17 protein-coding genes and 1 pseudogene are annotated in these 15,004 nt (G+C 65.8%); 6 read left to right on the forward strand and 12 right to left on the reverse strand.

Annotated features, from left to right (window positions below; genetic code table 11):
* Positions 1-11 precede the first annotated feature (11 nt).
* Both I3K84_RS04300 and I3K84_RS04305 read right to left on the reverse strand, forming a co-directional pair.
* The gene (locus I3K84_RS04300; protein WP_032972530.1) at positions 12-962 is read right to left on the reverse strand and encodes a TIGR03756 family integrating conjugative element protein; all 951 of its coding nucleotides are present in this window, start codon (positions 960-962) and stop codon (positions 12-14) included.
* Positions 959-1,396, reverse strand: coding sequence for a TIGR03757 family integrating conjugative element protein (locus tag I3K84_RS04305; protein WP_196995585.1), 438 nt, complete (start codon positions 1,394-1,396; stop codon positions 959-961). The genes I3K84_RS04300 and I3K84_RS04305 overlap by 4 nt, the downstream gene beginning before the upstream one ends.
* Positions 1,397-1,573: 177 nt before the next feature.
* On the opposite strand from I3K84_RS04305, the pseudogene I3K84_RS04310 reads away from it, so the two are divergent.
* Positions 1,574-1,890, forward strand: a pseudogene (locus I3K84_RS04310) (DUF2958 domain-containing protein); the annotation flags it as partial.
* Position 1,891: 1 nt separating this feature from the next.
* On the opposite strand, the gene map reads toward I3K84_RS04310, so the two are convergent.
* The 7 genes from map to I3K84_RS04345 form a co-directional block, all read right to left on the reverse strand.
* A complete protein-coding gene (map, locus tag I3K84_RS04315) occupies positions 1,892-2,659 on the reverse strand; it encodes a type I methionyl aminopeptidase (protein WP_034036967.1) in 768 nt (255 codons plus the stop codon).
* The gene (locus tag I3K84_RS04320; protein ID WP_034036966.1) at positions 2,656-2,868 is read right to left on the reverse strand and encodes a ParD-like family protein; all 213 of its coding nucleotides are present in this window, start codon (positions 2,866-2,868) and stop codon (positions 2,656-2,658) included. Before I3K84_RS04320 ends, map begins: the two co-directional genes overlap by 4 nt.
* A 449-nt stretch (positions 2,869-3,317) precedes the next feature.
* Positions 3,318-3,800: an AAA family ATPase gene (locus I3K84_RS04325; protein ID WP_370567780.1), complete on the reverse strand. Its 483-nt coding sequence runs from the start codon at positions 3,798-3,800 to the stop codon at positions 3,318-3,320.
* 56 nt (positions 3,801-3,856) lie between these two features.
* Entirely contained in the window at positions 3,857-5,233 is a 1,377-nt protein-coding gene (locus I3K84_RS04330) for a CoA transferase (protein ID WP_034036964.1), read from the reverse strand.
* A 98-nt stretch (positions 5,234-5,331) separates the two neighbouring features.
* Positions 5,332-6,486, reverse strand: coding sequence for an MFS transporter (locus I3K84_RS04335; protein WP_231403408.1), 1,155 nt, complete (start codon positions 6,484-6,486; stop codon positions 5,332-5,334).
* Between the two features lie 97 nt (positions 6,487-6,583).
* The gene (locus I3K84_RS04340) at positions 6,584-6,988 is read right to left on the reverse strand and encodes a cupin domain-containing protein (RefSeq protein ID WP_052191031.1); all 405 of its coding nucleotides are present in this window, start codon (positions 6,986-6,988) and stop codon (positions 6,584-6,586) included.
* Positions 6,985-8,571: a PepSY domain-containing protein gene (locus I3K84_RS04345; protein ID WP_196995586.1), complete on the reverse strand. Its 1,587-nt coding sequence runs from the start codon at positions 8,569-8,571 to the stop codon at positions 6,985-6,987. Before I3K84_RS04345 ends, I3K84_RS04340 begins: the two co-directional genes overlap by 4 nt.
* A 364-nt stretch (positions 8,572-8,935) precedes the next feature.
* Here I3K84_RS04345 and I3K84_RS04350 point away from each other — a divergent pair, with 364 nt between their 5' ends.
* From I3K84_RS04350 to I3K84_RS04365, 4 genes are all read left to right on the forward strand, one after another.
* Positions 8,936-10,225 carry a site-specific integrase gene (locus I3K84_RS04350; RefSeq protein WP_079388661.1) on the forward strand — a complete coding sequence of 430 codons (1,290 nt, stop codon included), beginning with the start codon at positions 8,936-8,938 and terminating at the stop codon, positions 10,223-10,225.
* A 344-nt stretch (positions 10,226-10,569) separates the two neighbouring features.
* Complete coding sequence (locus I3K84_RS04355) at positions 10,570-10,941, forward strand: type II toxin-antitoxin system RelE/ParE family toxin (RefSeq protein WP_043156093.1); 372 nt, start codon at positions 10,570-10,572, stop codon at positions 10,939-10,941.
* On the forward strand, positions 10,934-11,257 hold the full coding sequence (locus I3K84_RS04360) for a DNA-binding transcriptional regulator (protein ID WP_043156092.1): 324 nt from the start codon (positions 10,934-10,936) through the stop codon (positions 11,255-11,257). Before I3K84_RS04355 ends, I3K84_RS04360 begins: the two co-directional genes overlap by 8 nt.
* 50 nt (positions 11,258-11,307) lie before the next feature.
* A complete protein-coding gene (locus tag I3K84_RS04365; RefSeq protein WP_043156090.1) occupies positions 11,308-11,502 on the forward strand; it encodes a hypothetical protein in 195 nt (64 codons plus the stop codon).
* 82 nt (positions 11,503-11,584) lie between these two features.
* Here I3K84_RS04365 and I3K84_RS04370 read toward each other — a convergent pair whose 3' ends face one another.
* Complete coding sequence (locus tag I3K84_RS04370; RefSeq protein WP_043156088.1) at positions 11,585-12,475, reverse strand: alpha/beta fold hydrolase; 891 nt, start codon at positions 12,473-12,475, stop codon at positions 11,585-11,587.
* 104 nt (positions 12,476-12,579) lie between these two features.
* On the opposite strand from I3K84_RS04370, the gene I3K84_RS04375 reads away from it, so the two are divergent.
* Positions 12,580-13,482: a LysR substrate-binding domain-containing protein gene (locus tag I3K84_RS04375; protein WP_043156087.1), complete on the forward strand. Its 903-nt coding sequence runs from the start codon at positions 12,580-12,582 to the stop codon at positions 13,480-13,482.
* Here the strand turns inward: I3K84_RS04375 and I3K84_RS04380 are convergent.
* Together I3K84_RS04380 and I3K84_RS04385 are read right to left on the reverse strand one after the other, a co-directional pair.
* Complete coding sequence (locus I3K84_RS04380) at positions 13,457-13,735, reverse strand: DUF2274 domain-containing protein (protein WP_052158454.1); 279 nt, start codon at positions 13,733-13,735, stop codon at positions 13,457-13,459. The two genes, I3K84_RS04375 and I3K84_RS04380, sit on opposite strands and share 26 nt — an antisense overlap.
* Entirely contained in the window at positions 13,732-15,003 is a 1,272-nt protein-coding gene (locus I3K84_RS04385) for a TrbI/VirB10 family protein (protein ID WP_054440889.1), read from the reverse strand. The genes I3K84_RS04380 and I3K84_RS04385 overlap by 4 nt, the downstream gene beginning before the upstream one ends.
* Position 15,004: the final 1 nt, after the last annotated feature.

The following is a 15,004-nucleotide window of genomic DNA, read 5'->3' on the forward strand; positions in this document are numbered from 1 at the left end:
GGCATCGGGTCTCACAGGAAATCGACGCTGCCGAGGAACACCTGGCCGCGGCGCTGGCAGCAGCTATAGGGACGCCACAATGCCCAGGCGTAGTCGCCTTGCCGGGCCTGCACCTTGGCATTGCCATGGGGGAATACCGCGCAACTGCTGGACAGCGTGGGGGTCAGCTCCTGCCACTTGCCCGTGGCAGCATCGGTTTCCATCAGGGCGCCGGCCGGCCAGTAGCCATCGCGCGAACTGGCGAGCAGCGGTTGGTAGACGTGGATCTGGTTGCGGCGCGTCACGATGTCACCCGCGCGCTGGGCGACCACGGCTGCGGCCTTGTGATCATCCACCTGGTGCAGGAAGCCGCCACGCGGATAGACGTTGCCCCAGAGATTCAGGCCCGTGCGCGCGCCGATCTCGCGTCGGCCGGGAATCAGTGCTTCCGGATACAGCGCCTCGGGGATGTTGTAGCGCCATGCCAGCGTGTCGAGCGTGCTCAGCAGATAGGGCATGAAGGCGGTGCCGGCGCCCTCGCAGGTGTAGCCGGAGGCGCTGGCGAACTGGCTGAACACATAGCCACCCGGATGGCCGATGACGTCGGCGTTCTTGAACTTCGCCAGGTTGTTCTCGTGATCCTCGTTGGTGGTGCCGTCGCCGCCGGCCTTCGCGGTCGGGTTCGGCAGGCTCATCGCCCGCACCTCGACCCAAGGGTTCTCGCCGGTGTTCGAGTAGCTCGACACCACGGCATCCGGGATGTAGTGGCGCACCTTGACCGAGGTGCGTACGGTGCATCCCGTCCAGGTGCAATAGAGCCAATAGCAGATGCCGGTGACGCGGTATTCCAGGCAATCCGGCGACAGGGTGGAGGCCACGATGGTGGCGGTGTTCAGTGCAAAGGACGATGCGGAACACCCCAGCAGCAGCGCTGCGATGGCCAACCGCTGGCGCCGGGATGGCGCGAACGGACGCCTCGTCATGGCTGCGTCCTCCGGTATTGGTCGATGCGGGCTACCGCACGGGCCACGTCCGTCTCGCCATAGACCACGTATCGGCGATCCACCACGATGGCCGGAACCTTGGTGACGCCAAGGCTCCAGGCATCGGCAATACCCTGGTAGGCGGTGCCGATCCTTCGCTGCAGGTCTGTACCGCCCAATTTCAGGCGTTGCTGGACGATGGCGCTGGCGCGCTCAGGATCGGTGGGCAGGTTGTCGGCCAGCTCCGCTTCGAGCACCGCGGCCGCGTCCAGGATGAGGTGTCGGTCAGCCTGGCCATGGACCGGATGATGCGAGTCGGTAACGACCCATACTTCCGCCGCGGCGGCGCGGGTGGCCAATGCCAGGATGGCAATGCCCGAAGCAAACCATGCTGAGCGAGCGCGAGCGGCATGAGGAACAGCGCAAGAGTCCATGAGACAACACCGGAGGGAAGCCGATCCGGTGACAGTCGAACCGAAACCCGGCCTCGACACGACAAACAAACCGGAGACCGCCTCGCCCCGTTTTCACCATCCCTGTCCGCCCCGACTCGCTGATCGGACCTGCGCGCTTGCCAGAAGCTGACTGTGTGCAGTGGATGGGTATGGGCCGATCCGGCCCCGTGGCCCAAGCTGTTCACATCGGGCGCCGATGTGGCTTGATTGCTGACCGAGATTGATATCGGCGATGACAACGACCACGCATTTGGCTTTTGCGACTTGGGCCTGGGGCGCCGGAAGTCGGCTGCGTCAGTCTCGGCGAACTGGCGACGGTGCTCGGCGGGCTGGGGCTGCTGATCGAACGCGACCTGTCGTTCCGTGCCGAGAAGCGATTGCGTACCTATGCGCACGATGTGCGGCTGGCCAGGCGGATCGTTGACTCACTCGGCCCTTGGATCACCGCAAGGTGCTCCTGTCCACTACATTGAATCAGTGCAACGCCTTTTCGCCCGGGCGCAGCGTCAAGACACGCACACCGCTCGCAGTGACGGCAACGGTATGCTCGAACTGAGCCGACAGTTGCCCGTCGCGCGTGACGACCGTCCAGCCGTCGTCCTCAGTTCGAACGGCACGCCGTCCTTGGTTCACCATCGGCTCGATGGTGAACACCATCCCTTCCCGTAGCGCCAGACCCGTTCGCGGTTTACCCCAGTGCAGCACTTGCGGCTCCTCGTGCATTTCACGGCCGATGCCGTGGCCGCAGTATTCCCTGACGATCGAATAGCCATTCCTGCGGGCATGCCGCTCGATGGCGTGGCCCACGTCGCCGAGCGTAGCGCCCGGGCGGACGGCCTGGATGCCTTTCCACATCGCTTCATAAGCCACTTGCACGAGTCGCCGCGCCGGCTGTGACACCTCGCCGACCAGATAGGTCTTGCTGGAATCGGCGATGTAGCCGCTCTTTTCCAGCGTGATGTCGAAATTGACGATGTCCCCGTCCTGCAGGATGTCCTCGGCGGAAGGAACGCCGTGGCAGACCACATGGTTGCGGGAGGCGTTGAGCGCGTAGGCGTACCCGTATTGCCCTTTGCTGGCCGGGCGTGCGTTGAGTTCATGGACGATGAGGTCATCGACCAGATCGTTGACCTGCATCGTGGACATGCCGATCAGGTTCAATCGGTCAAGATGGCCGAACACCTGAGCCAACAGCCGGCCCGACTCGGCCATCAGCGCGATTTCTTCTGGGCGCTTGGTCATGCCGACCCCATCTTGATGGGGTGCGCCACAACGCCCGCGGCCTGCAGTTCACGAGCAACGATATCGTTGAAACTCTGTGTCGGGTTCATTTCGCAGAGCATGCCGATCCTGATCCAGAAGGCCGCCTGCGCATTGATCGACCGGCACGACACCGCGCTTGCCTTGCGCAATTGGTCATGCAGATCGTCGTCGATGTTCACGATACCCATGTGTTTTGGACTATATGAAACATATATGAATCATATAGTCCGCCTGGCTATGGCGCAAGTGAGCCGATGATGTGACCAAAGACTGGAGCATTGATGTCTGGGCGTTTCCGGCCAAGAAACATGGCTGGTCGCGCTATCGTGCTATGCATCAACCCCCTGCCGGGTTTCGCCCCTGTCGGGCTTCCATCGTTCCCTCGCTTCGCTCGGCTAACGCCTTCGGCCCGGCTTCCTAGATCCGGGGCTGGGTGCTTCGGTTGCCGTGTAGCCAGCGCTGAGGGAAGGCCGTTGCCATGTCCAGCCGTCTCCTCTGACTTCAACACCTTGTCCGCGACTGTTGCCCGTGTCCGTGTCATCGTATGCTCATCCCACAACCGTGCCCGTGAGTGTGCATGCTGGGGGGCCGCGTTCGGATCGACAGCCAAGGCGGCCGCCACAAGTTGGTCTCGCCTTCAGCAGCGATGAATCGCTTGGAGAACGAAGTCGGCCCGCTCGGCCACACTGGCGCGCGGAAGCAACCTGACTTCGTAGCCGAGTGCCCGGTAGGTTGCATCCAGGTGGGCGTACTCCGCCTCCGCCTCGGGAAAGCCGTGCCGCCGCGCCTCGTCGGCGCCATAGATGTCCGGCCAGGGCGGTGCGAGGAACACGAGCCGCCCATAAGGGTGGGATTCGCCCAGGCTTTGCGCCAACGGTACGCCGCAGAGTCGTTGAAGCGCTGCAGCGGCGTCGATCAGCCCTCGGTCGAAGAAAACCGGACCAGCGTCCCGTGCCGCGCCTTCGAGATCCATGGCGGCGACGCTCAGCGCCTCGCGCAGAAAGGCCGCCATGTCGGTCCATGGCAGGGCGTTGCCGCCCTGTCGAATCTGCTCGGCGATGATCCTCCGCCCGGGTTCGGCGACGGTCGCATGACCACGCCGCTGCAGTTCCCCGAGCAAGGTTGACTTGCCACCGCCGGAGCACCCCGAAATGACCACCTGAGATGACATCGACGTCACCAGTACGGCGCATCGTTGCCCGGCGGCACCGACGGTCGCGCATAGCCGGCCGGTGTTCGCGCCAGTTGCGCGCTGGGGCGCACGGCGCGCAACTGGCCGAAGCTGGAGGTTTCGTCGGCGAGCCAGGGGCTGAGGTCTGGCCTGCCGGCCCGCAGGCCATCCTCGATGCGCCCCAGCCCGCGCAGCCAGTGCCCGGTCTGCGCCAGCGACACCTGCACGTGCCAGCTTCCCCCTTCGCGTTGTTGTCGCCACAGCGCGGCGGCGGCGCCGAAAGCCATCAGGAAACCGCTGGCCTGGTCGAGGATCTGCATCGGCAGCGCGCGCGGTTTACCATCGCCCGCCGCTTCGCCTTCGGCGTGGTTGAAACCCATCGCCGTCTGCACCAGCGAATCGAAACCGCGCCGGTCGGCCCAGGGCCCTTGCGGGCCGTAGGCGGTCAGCGACATGGCGACGATGCCGGGCCGGCGTGCAGCCAGGGCCTCGGGCGAGAAGCCGAGCGCGGCCAGGCCGCCGGGCCGGTAGCCCTGCGAGAACACGTGGGCGTCTTCCACGAGCCGCCACAGCGCCTCGCGACCGGCCTCGGTGCGCAGGTCGATGTGCGCCGAGCGCTTGCCGCGGCTGGTCTCGGCGATGGCGGCGATGTTGGGCAGGCTCGGTGAATTGACCAGCATCACGTCCGCGCCGAACGAGGCCATCGCCCGCCCACCGACGGGGCCGGCCAGGATGCGCGTGAGGTCGAGCACGCGCAGGCCGGCGAGCGGCAGGTCGTCCGCCGCCAGGGCAGGCAGCGAGCGCGGCGGCGCGTCACCGATCCGGGTGATTGTCATCAGCGGTTGCGCGGCCAGGGCTTGGCCGTGGGGCGTGGTATCCCACTCGGCGAAGCTGCGCAGCGCCGTGGCCACCAGCGCGTGGTCGGCCGCGGCCTGCTCGAAGTCCAGCGCCTTCCAACCCAGCAGGGCCTGCTCGGCGTCGGCGCGTGTGGTGGTTGCCGGATCCAGATCCAGCAGGCGCAATGCGCCGTCGCGGTGGTGCCGGAAATTGGTATGGACGCGCACATAGCCATCGGCGCAGCGGTACAGGCCGGCGAACGGGTCCCACAGCTCGGGCTCATGGCCGTCGAGCGTGAACCAGCCGGTGCATTCGGCGGCGGCGTGGGCCATGTCCACGGCGACCCGCTGGCGCGGAGCATCCCGGGCATGGCCCAGTTCGCAGGCGGCGAGCGCGGCCGCGGCAATGCTGGCCTGCGCGGCGGTGCCGACGGCGAAGGACGAGGGAAACACCGGGTCTTGTCCGGTCAAGTCGATCCAATCCAGGGCTTGCGATGGCAGTCCGGACAGCGGCCATAGCGCGCTCAGCGCGTCACACGAGTTCATCGAAGGGGCTCCTTACAGGTGGTTCGCCTGCCCAATCGACATTCCACCATGCCAACAGTGATTCGCCGCCAGCCTGTTCTGCGATCGAATAAGCAGGCTCACGATCCCGGGGCGTGGGATCGCCTCGCACGACGCGAGCGCATCATCCAAGCGGTCGCAAGCATGGTCAGCACCGCCAGCCCGAGGCCCAGCAGGAACCCTTCTTTGTAGCCCACCCTCGCGGCCAAAGCGATCAGGAACGAGGACGCCATCGTTTCGCCGAGGTCGCGCGCGCTTTGCACCATCGTCATGTCGGTGCCGGCCTGGGTGCGTCGCCGGCAGAAATTCATCGCGGCGGTCATGATCGCCACCGAGGCACAACCCGATCCGATGCTGGCCAGCACCGTGGCCATGACGACAGCGGTCATGGGCATGGCCGGCGTCTGCGTTGCGAGCCAGGCCCAGGTCACGGCCGACAGGCCAGCGCTGGCAATCCCGAACTGGAACGCGGGCCAGGCCCCGAACCGATGCACGAGCCATGCGCCGCCACCGCACCCTACCAGGATCGTGAACGCGCCTCCCAGCATGCCGACCTGGCCAACGCGGGCCAGCGGCCATTGCGCATCGACCAGCAACAGCTTGCCCAGGCCGTGACATGCCACCACGGTGATGGCGGACAGACATGCCGCGACGACCAGCGCCCATGCATTGCGGCCCGATCGCAGGAAGTGCCATTGACTGGCCTTGCTGGTTCTTGCCGCCACTTCGAGCGCCTGTGGTTCGCGCCATGACAACGTGAGCACCAGGCTCGCGGCGATGGGCAGGACCAGTCCAACGATGGCCCAAGTCAGTCCGAGCATCCCGTAGAGCATGAGAAAGACCGGACCGCCGTAGAAGAAACCCACCATGGTGCTGGCCACTTGAATTGCATTGGCCATGGGCAGGGATTCGGTCGCAAACTGCTCCGCGACGAGGGCATCCGTGGCCACATCCTGGGTGGCGCTGGACAGCGAGGCGGTCACCGCCAAGCCCAGGATCCAGGGCAGCGTCTGCGCCGACAGGCCCAGCAGGGCGACCGCAAGCAACGCCGCCAGTACCAGACCTTGCATGGGCAGAATCCAACTGCGGCGGCGACCGGTGCGTGGGCTCCAATGATTGTCCACCCATGGCGCCCAGAGCCATTTCAGCACCCAGGGCAATCCCACGAGTGGCAGCCAGGCCAAGGCCTGCAGGTCCGTGCCGGCATGCCGCAGGGAGGCGGGCATGGCTTCCATCGCCAGGCCGAAAGGAATGCCCTGGGATACATACAGGCAGGCGATCAGAGGCCAGAGCCTGGCGGGCGTGCGCGAGAACGATGGTGATCCGCTCATTTCAGCGTTCCGAATCTCGTTGCCGATGCTCGCTGTCGGTCGCCGGTGTCACGAACAGCAATTGCCCTGGCTGCACCACTTCCAATCGGTGCCAGCATCCTTGGGGAACGACGAGGGAATGCCCGGCATCGACGTGCAGGCGCGTTTCCTCAAGGGGCGTATCCAGCACGACGTCGATACAGCCTTGAAGCACCGTGAGCATCTCATCGCCGCGGGGGTGACGTTCCCAGTGACTGCCATGCACCGAGATGGAATCACTGAAGGCGCGGATGCCGATGATCCAGTCGGACTTCACGCGGCCACGTTCGCTGAAGGGGACCAACTGCAAGGCGGAACCGGGTTGGAGCACTGCCAGTGTGCGAGTCAGGGAAAAAGGTTTCAGCATCTGGGTGGGATCGATTTTCATGGTGGTGTTTCCAGTTTGCGGGCGGTGCCCCAGAACGCGATGGCGCTCGACAGAAGCAGGACATTGATCGACAGGGCTGGCCACGGCGCTTGCCAGGCGCTACGCCATTGGGTTGCAAGGCTGGCTGCGGCCGCCACAGCGAGAAGCGCCGCAGCAAGCTGCAGCAATGTGGTGGGCAGTCGTGCGCGCCATTTCCCCGGCAGCAGGCAGCAAATCAGCGCACCCGCCCAGGTCAGCCCGAAGCCCATGGCCTGCCAGCGCTGGCGCGACGGCCATGAGTCAGGCGTCAACGCCGTGATGGCAAACATGGTGCTGCAGGCCAGCAGCAGGCCGAGGGTCATGCCGCTCAGCCATGGCCGCAGGTACTGAGCGGAGCTATCGCTGGCGTGTCGCCTGAGCCAAAGCCAGGTGCCACTGCCCGCCAGCACTGCGCCGGCCAGGCCCGCCAGGGCATGCAGCCAGCGGCTGGCCGCATCGGCATAGCGGGCAAAGTGCAGGGGCTGGATGGCGATGAAGCCTTGCGTGAACGGGCCCTGGTTGGCCGCGCTGTCGTGCCGCAGCAGGCCCAGGTCCGTGAGTGCATAGTGATAGCGTTCGAAGATGGCCGTGCTCAATTGCCAGCGCTGCGTGCCGCGCAGCGTGGCGTAGGCATGCGCGTCGCCCCAGTGGTGGACACTGATGCCCTGGACACGAAAGTCGGGATTCATCTGACGATGGCGCAGCATCAATTCGTCCATGCTGGCCATGGGCGCACGATGCCCGCTGGCCGGGCGCGCATAGGGTTGCATCAATGCCTGCATCACCTGGCCCGGCTTGTCGGGGAAGGCAAGCGGTGCCAACTGGACCGTGGCCAGCGCCCCGAGTCCCGAGAAGACGCCGGTGACCGCGATCAGCAACAGCAGCGGCGCCAGCCACAGGCCGAACAGCCGGTGCGCATCGTAGGCCGCGGTACGCAACACGGCTCCCAGGCGCAAACGCCACAGCGTGCCTTCCTGCCGGGGATGCAACACCACGCCGCCGACGACCAGGGCGCCCAGCGCAAACCCAAACAGGCTCACGAAGACGCGACCGGGGAAGCCCGCGAAAAAGGTGTTGTGCAGGCGGGTGACGATGCCGGTCAGGTCGCCATGCACGGCAGGCACGGGTGGCACAGACAGGGTTGGCGCCGGGCCTGCCCATCGTTGTTGCGACCGCATGGGTTGAACGTGCCATGGCCCAGGGCCGGCCTCGGGCCTGTCGAACTGAAGTGAGTCTGCCTCGGGAAAGGCTGCCAGCGCCTGCGCGAGCAGGTCATCCAGCCCGATGGGGGCCTGGGCAAGCTGCCGTTCGGTGGGCATTTCCCAACTGCGCAGTTCCGGCTTCAGCACCGACAGCGCACCGCTCAGGCAGATGACGAAGAGGACGCCGCCGAGCATCGCGCCCATCCAGTGGTGGCTGATGGACACCGCCCTGCGCAGTGGCAAGCTGGCCGGACGGCCAGCCACCAGGCCGACCGCGAGCAGCGCGCACTGCGTGAGCACGGCGCAGAACAGCCCTGCATAGAGGCGATTCAGTGGATCGGAGCCGGGCCCAAGGCATGTCATCCCGACGGCTACGCCGATACTCACCAGCGGTGCCACGACCAGTAAGAGCAGTCCTCGCGCCCGGCCATTGAAACCGGAGGGCCGCATGTCAGTACTGCGCTCGCAGTGTCAGCATGACGCTTCTCGGTTCCCCGTAGCGGTTGTTCCACTGCGGGCCGGAGAGGCTTTGGTAATAGCGGCGGTCGAACAGTTTGAACATATGTTCCGCACCGAGATACGCGGGACTACGCCAGCCCTCGCCGCAGCGAGTTTTCCTAGGGATGAAGCGGATTCACCATATCCCGGTGCCTTCTGCAACCCGACCTGATTCCCCGTCGCCAGGCTCCTACTTGGCCCCTGGAATCGGTCATCCCGAGGACTTCTCATGGCCAAGATCAAGCTCACCAAATCCGTGGTCGATTCGGCGGAACCCGAAGCCCACGACGTTGAACTGCGCGACACCCTCGTGCCCGGCTTTCTCTGCAAGGTCACGCCGGCCGGGCGCAAGGTGTTCATGCTCCAGTACCGCACCAATGCCGGCGATCGCCGCAAGCCCTCGCTCGGCCTGTTCGGCGAATTGACCGTCGAGCAGGCCCGCAGCAAGGCGCAGAACTGGCTGGCGGAAGTCCGCCAGGGCCGCGACCCTAGCGCGGCCAAGACCGAGGCGCGCAAGGTGCCGACCATGAAGGAGCTATGCACGCGCTTCATGGAAGACCACTCGAAGCGGCACAACAAGAAGTCTTCGCAGAAGACCTATCAGACCTATATCGACAACCACATCATCCCGAAGCTCGGCAAGCTCAAAGTCTCCGAGGTCAAGCGCGCCGACATTGCCGCGATGATGAAGAAGATGGAACACATCCCGACCTGCGGCAATCGCACCTACTCGCTGCTGCGGGTGATGTTCAACCTGTCCGAAGTGTGGGGCTACCGGCCCGAAGGCTCGAACCCGTGCCGCCACATCAAGGGACTTCCCGAGCGGGGCCATTCCCGGCTCATCACCGACGAGGAAATGGTCAAGCTGTTCGCCTACCTCGATCAAGCGGAGATCCAGCGCACCATCCGCCCCGAAACCATGTTGGCGATCCGTCTGCAATTCGAGTTCGCGGCGCGCATGTCGGAAATCCTGTACCTGCAATGGGACTGGATCGACTTCGAGAACCGCCGCGTCAACTGGCCCGACAGCAAGACCGGCCCCATGTCCAAGCCCATGAGCGAGGAAGCGCACCGGTTGCTGTCCAATGCCACGCGCTACGAGGATTCGCCCTATGTCATCACCGCCGCACGCAATCACAAGCGGCCCATGTCCAAGGGCGTTTACTACCATGCGTGGTGCGTCATCGCCCAGCGCGCCGGTCTGGAGCACGTCGGCACCCACGGCATCCGCCACCGCTCGGCCACCGACATTGCCAATTCCGGCATCCCGATCAAGGTGGGCATGGCGCTGACCGCGCAGAAAACCGTGGCGACGTTCATGAACTACGTCCACACCGAGGACAAGGCCGAGCGCGAGGCCAGCGACGTGGTGGCGAAGCTGCGCAAGTTGATCGCCAGCGGCCAGCAGGCCGCGCCCACGAAGGCCGAGGAAGCGACGGAACTGCCGCAGGCGCTGGCCGAACTGTTCAAGTTGCTCAAGCGTTCGCCCGAACTGCTGGAAAAGCTGGAAGCCGCGTGATGCCGGCCCAGGCCATACCGGGAAATGTCGTGACGGCGACACGACATTTCCCGTCCTCGCCCGGCCCCGAATTGTCGTATCACCGATACGACAATTCGCGCAGCCGAGAACGAGCGGATGCTACGCCGGAACACGCTCCAGCGAGTTTCCGGCCGCGCTTGCCTGCGGCATCCTTCCTTCATTTGCGGATGGACGCCCGCGCCGCTTGAACTGACCGGCTTCGTTCCACTGGGCATGCCTGGGCGGGCCGTACCTGCCACGGCAAACGAGCCTGCCTAGCGATCTGGCAGCATCCATCCCTTCATGGACAAGTCATGCCACTGAGTGGTATAGTGAGGACAGAGATGCACATCTTCAAAACCCGTCACTTCCAGCGGTGGATGCGCAAGACGGCATTGGGCGATTCTGATCTGCGCAAGGCTGTCCTTGAAATGGACGCCGGGCTGATCGACGCTGATCTCGGCGGTGGCGTGGTGAAGAAACGTATCGGATTGGCCGGGCGCGGCAAGCGCGGCGGAGTGAGAACGCTCGTCGCCACCAACAAGGGCAACCGCTGGTTCTTCGTCTTCGGGTTTGAGAAGAACGAGCGGGACAACATCAGCGACGCCGAACTGCAAGCCTTGCAGGACTACGCCGCCGATTTGTTGGAGCGCACGGCCGCACAACTGGATGCCGCCGCTGCCGACGGCACTTTGCTGGAGATCACCGATGACTGAAAAAGCCCAACCCAAGAGCCGCATTCTGGAAGCGGTGCATGAAGGCGCCCGCGACCTGCACCGCTTGGGGTTCATCGACAAGCGCAAGATGCAGAAGTACGACCTGCTGTGCCTGGAGCCGGTGCAGGACTACGATGCCGCCAGGATCAAGGCGCTGCGCGAGCGCCTGCAACTGAGCCAGGCCGTGCTGGCCTCGGTGCTCAACACCAGCGCGTCCACCGTCCGCAAGTGGGAAGTGGGCGACAAACGCCCCAGCGGCCCGTCGCAAAAGCTGCTGGACATCATCGAGCGCAAGGGCCTGGAAGCCGTGCTCTGAACGGCCGCAGGTACATTGCATTCGCCCCTTCTCCAGAGAGGTGGTTCCTCATGACCAAGACCCGCGCACAACGCAAGCCGACCGCAGCGCCTGACAAAGCGGCTTCTGCTGGTCGCGTCTTCAAGTTCTCGCTCAAGGGCATCCCGGCCGTGGATGCGGCGATGGAAGCCCGCCTGGAAGCCGCAGCGCGGATTCCGCGCAAGGATCGGCATTGCCCGGTCATGGTCGAAGCGCCGGACGCCTGAGCCAGCGCCGATCAGACGAACAAAACCCGCCAGCGATGGCGGGTTCTGCATTTCAGGGGTCGGCGCAGCGGCCCATCGGCACTTACACCGACGCGCAGAACCGCGAAACCGCATCAGCGACCACCTGCGGCGCTTCCCGCTGCGGGAAGTGCCCGACGCCATCGAGCACCTGCCGCTCGTAGCGGCCCGTGAAGAACGCTTCCCGTCCCTTGGAACTGTCGGGGTGGTTGCAGGTATCGACCCCGCCGTGCAGCACCAGGGTCGGCACGGCCAGGACGGGCGCGGGGTTCAGGTGCGCCTCGTCCTCCGCGTAGGCCGGGTCGCCCTCGGCGAAGCCCCAGCGGTGGCGGTAAGAGTGCAACACGATCTCGGCCCAGTCCTCGCCCTGGAACGCCCGCGCTGCCTCGTCGAAGTCGGCCGGGTCATACCAGCCGGTCGGCGCCCAGGTGTCCCACATCTGCCGGGCGAACGCCTCGCGTTCTTCCCGTACCACGCGCTCGCCGCGCGGCGTGGCCATGTACCAGTGATACCAGTAGTTGCGCGCCTGCGCCAAGGACAGCGGCTGGTTCGGGTCGTTGGTGCCGTATCCGACCGACAACATCACCAGGTGCGAGGCCGCACCTTCGCGCAGGCCGCAGGCATTGGCGGCGGCCCGCGCGCCCCAGTCATGGCCGATCAGTGCCGGGCGCTCCAGCCCCAGCACGTCGATGAAGCCCAGCAGATCGCGCCCCAGCGCGGACAACTGGCCGCTGCGTGGCGTGGCGGCATCGCGGAACCGGATCGGCGCGAAACCGCGCAACGCCGGCGCCAGCACGCGGTAGCCGGCTTCGGCCAGCACGGGTGCCACGGCCTTCCAACACTCAGGGCTGTCCGGCCAGCCGTGCAGCAGTATGGCGGTTCGGTCGCCCTGCGGATTCCATTCGAGATAGGCAATGTCCAGGCGGTCGGTTAAGGCATGCTGGTAGGCGTTCATGGTGTCGTCCCTTGTCATGGTGGATGACCCAGCGTAGCTGGACGACACTGTTCGATTAGCGAATAATCATCGTCTATTAATGACTTTTTGCATTTAATGATCGAATGGACACTGCTTCGCCCGCCGCCGATGGCACACCGCTGGACACCGTGCTGCTGCGCACGTTCCTTGAAATCGTGGACAGCGGCAGCTTCGCCGCGGCCGCCGAGCGCCTAGCGCTGACGCCCTCGGCCGTCAGTGGGCACATGCGGCGGCTGGAGCAGATTGCCGGCGCCAGCCTGCTGGCGCGCACCACGCGCCGCCTGGAGCTGACCCAGGCAGGCGACACCCTGTACGCCTACGGCCGCAACATCCTCGATCTGGAGCGCGAGGCCCGCGCCAAGCTGCGGGGTACACCGCTACGCGGAAAACTGCGCATCGGTGCATCGGAAGACTTTGCCGGCGCCTGGCTGCCCCAGGTGCTGCACCGCTTTCGCCAGTGGCACCCCGACGCAACGGTCGAACTGAAGGTCGGCATCACCGCCGACCTGCTGCGCCAGCAGGAGCGCGGCCGCCTGGATCTTGTCTTCGGCAAGCAATGCAGCCGCGTCGAGGGCAGCGGCACGTTGTTGTGGGAAGAACCGCTGGTCTGGGCCTATGCGGCGGATCAGTCCTTGCCGGCGGGCCAGCCGCTGCCGCTGGCGGTCTTCCCCGAGCCGTGCGTCTATCGTGAGTCCGCCGTCACGGCACTGGGCAAAACAGATCAGGCTTGGCGCATTGTCTTCGAAAGCAGCAGCATGGCCGGTTGCCTGTCGGCGGCGCGGTCGGGCTTTGCCATTACCGTCATCGCCGACAGCCAGCGCAGCGACGCTTTGCGCGTGCTGGGCAGCGAAGACGGTCTGCCCGAACTGCCGGCGGCGCGCTTCTACGCCTTCGCCCGCGAGGACAGCGCCGCCAGTGCGGCGCTGGTCGAGGCGGCCCGCCGCGCAGGCCAAGGCCGTTTCATGGGGCACGGCCTTCGGGACTGACAATGGCCGAGCCGGTCTTCGCGGGGCGCTGCTGCGTTGCCGCCCCACGGCGGAACCCTCTATCGCCGGCCATGAAGGCTTCCAGCATGTGCGGGATCAGCGTCGCCGCATCGACCGCTTCGCCATAGGTCTGCGCGTGCAGCGCGGCGTAGCGGTCGAGGTCGGCTTTCAGTCCGGCTGGGCAGGCAAAGGTCAGCTTCGTGGATTCCATCTTTGGCAGCGGCCCCAGCCGCAGCTTTTTGGTGGTGCTCATCGTGAAGTCCCCCGGTTAAAGAACAGCGGCTGGTACGGCCGCAGCACCAGATCGCGGTTGACGATGATGCGTACCGGCAAGCCGGGGCGCTGGGTCAAGGTGGGCTGGATGTTGAGGTTGCGCCGGGTCATCTCCTGGCCGACCTGATTGATGCTGTCCTGCGCGCTGTCGCGCCCGGCGATGATGACGCGATCACCGTCCTGCCGGTTCTCCGGCGCGGCCAACTCGGCACCAATGCCCAACAGCGTCGTCAGCGCCGCGCCGGCAAAGATGCGATCCCAATGCCAGTCCACATCGTCTTCCAGGCCGGCATAGCCGGCCGGGTCGGTGCCGGCCAGGTTGTCGAGCGTCAGCGATGACGTGTCGGGCAGGATGACCCGGTTCCACACCACCTGCACGCGGCTCTGCCCGTAGCTGACCTGGCTGTTGTAGCGCCCGAGGATGCGCGCGCCCTGCGGGATCAGCAGGAACTTGCCGGTGGCCGTGTCATAGACCGGCTCCGTCACCGTGGCGATCACGTCGCCCGGCAAGTCCGACTTGATGCCCGTCACCAAGGCGCCTGCGATCACCGTTCCGGCCATGACCTGATAAGGCGAAGCCGGCAGGGTCAGATTGCCGGAATTACGGGTTTCCGTGGAACCGCCTTTCAAGAACGCCTCTTTCTGGTCTTGCCGGTTCTGTACGGCGGTCGGGTCGGCAGGCTGGGCCGCCGTCGAGGCCGGGCCAGCCGCCAGTGGGTCGAACGCCGCATTGGCGGCGAAGCCCGGCGCGGCGGCCACCTGCGTCTGCGCCACCGGCGCGGCCTGCTGCGAACCCGAGCGGAAGAACACCGACGATGCTGCGGCCGCTTCGGCTTCCTTGCGCAGCGCGTCGTTGGGATCATGGCCAGGGGCCGCGTAGGCGGCCGTCACCGGCTGCTGCGACTTCACGATGGCCGGGCCAAGATCGCCCGGTAGCGGCGGCCCCAGCTCGGGAACGGCGGGCGGCAGCTTCGAGTAGTCCGTCGGCAGCGCATCCAGTCCTTCCGACTTCGACACGCGATCCACGTTGTAAAGCTCGGTCTGCTCGCTGGTTCCGCGCCGCTGCGGTTGCAGCGACCACATCAGCGCGCCAAGCACGGCGACCGACAGGGTGCCTGCGAGGATGGCCAGCGTGCGCCGGTTCAGCCGCGTGACCGGGTGCGGTTGGGCGCGCAGCGCCACCGCCTCGGGCGCGACCTTGCCCGTCGCCTGCGACGCAGTGAGGTCGGGAGTGTCGTCCTGGCTCATG

This window comes from Diaphorobacter sp. JS3051, from assembly GCF_015832135.1.
GTDB classification, from domain to species: Bacteria; Pseudomonadota; Gammaproteobacteria; order Burkholderiales; family Burkholderiaceae_C; genus Diaphorobacter; species Diaphorobacter nitroreducens.

What these genes read in the sequence shown, in the direction of transcription:
- I3K84_RS04300 (WP_032972530.1), bottom strand. Translation starts at nt 962, where the DNA reads ATGACGAGGCGTCCGTTCGCGCCATCCCGGCGCCAGCGGTTGGCCATC.
- I3K84_RS04305 (WP_196995585.1), bottom strand. Translation starts at nt 1,396, where the DNA reads ATGGACTCTTGCGCTGTTCCTCATGCCGCTCGCGCTCGCTCAGCATGG.
- map (WP_034036967.1), bottom strand. Translation starts at nt 2,659, where the DNA reads ATGACCAAGCGCCCAGAAGAAATCGCGCTGATGGCCGAGTCGGGCCGG.
- I3K84_RS04320 (WP_034036966.1), bottom strand. Translation starts at nt 2,868, where the DNA reads ATGGGTATCGTGAACATCGACGACGATCTGCATGACCAATTGCGCAAG.
- I3K84_RS04330 (WP_034036964.1), bottom strand. Translation starts at nt 5,233, where the DNA reads ATGAACTCGTGTGACGCGCTGAGCGCGCTATGGCCGCTGTCCGGACTG.
- I3K84_RS04335 (WP_231403408.1), bottom strand. Translation starts at nt 6,486, where the DNA reads ATGGAAGCCATGCCCGCCTCCCTGCGGCATGCCGGCACGGACCTGCAG.
- I3K84_RS04340 (WP_052191031.1), bottom strand. Translation starts at nt 6,988, where the DNA reads ATGAAAATCGATCCCACCCAGATGCTGAAACCTTTTTCCCTGACTCGC.
- I3K84_RS04345 (WP_196995586.1), bottom strand. Translation starts at nt 8,571, where the DNA reads ATGACATGCCTTGGGCCCGGCTCCGATCCACTGAATCGCCTCTATGCA.
- I3K84_RS04350 (WP_079388661.1), top strand. Translation starts at nt 8,936, where the DNA reads ATGGCCAAGATCAAGCTCACCAAATCCGTGGTCGATTCGGCGGAACCC.
- I3K84_RS04355 (WP_043156093.1), top strand. Translation starts at nt 10,570, where the DNA reads ATGCACATCTTCAAAACCCGTCACTTCCAGCGGTGGATGCGCAAGACG.
- I3K84_RS04360 (WP_043156092.1), top strand. Translation starts at nt 10,934, where the DNA reads ATGACTGAAAAAGCCCAACCCAAGAGCCGCATTCTGGAAGCGGTGCAT.
- I3K84_RS04365 (WP_043156090.1), top strand. Translation starts at nt 11,308, where the DNA reads ATGACCAAGACCCGCGCACAACGCAAGCCGACCGCAGCGCCTGACAAA.
- I3K84_RS04370 (WP_043156088.1), bottom strand. Translation starts at nt 12,475, where the DNA reads ATGAACGCCTACCAGCATGCCTTAACCGACCGCCTGGACATTGCCTAT.
- I3K84_RS04375 (WP_043156087.1), top strand. Translation starts at nt 12,580, where the DNA reads ATGGACACTGCTTCGCCCGCCGCCGATGGCACACCGCTGGACACCGTG.
- I3K84_RS04380 (WP_052158454.1), bottom strand. Translation starts at nt 13,735, where the DNA reads ATGAGCACCACCAAAAAGCTGCGGCTGGGGCCGCTGCCAAAGATGGAA.
- I3K84_RS04385 (WP_054440889.1), bottom strand. Translation starts at nt 15,003, where the DNA reads ATGAGCCAGGACGACACTCCCGACCTCACTGCGTCGCAGGCGACGGGC.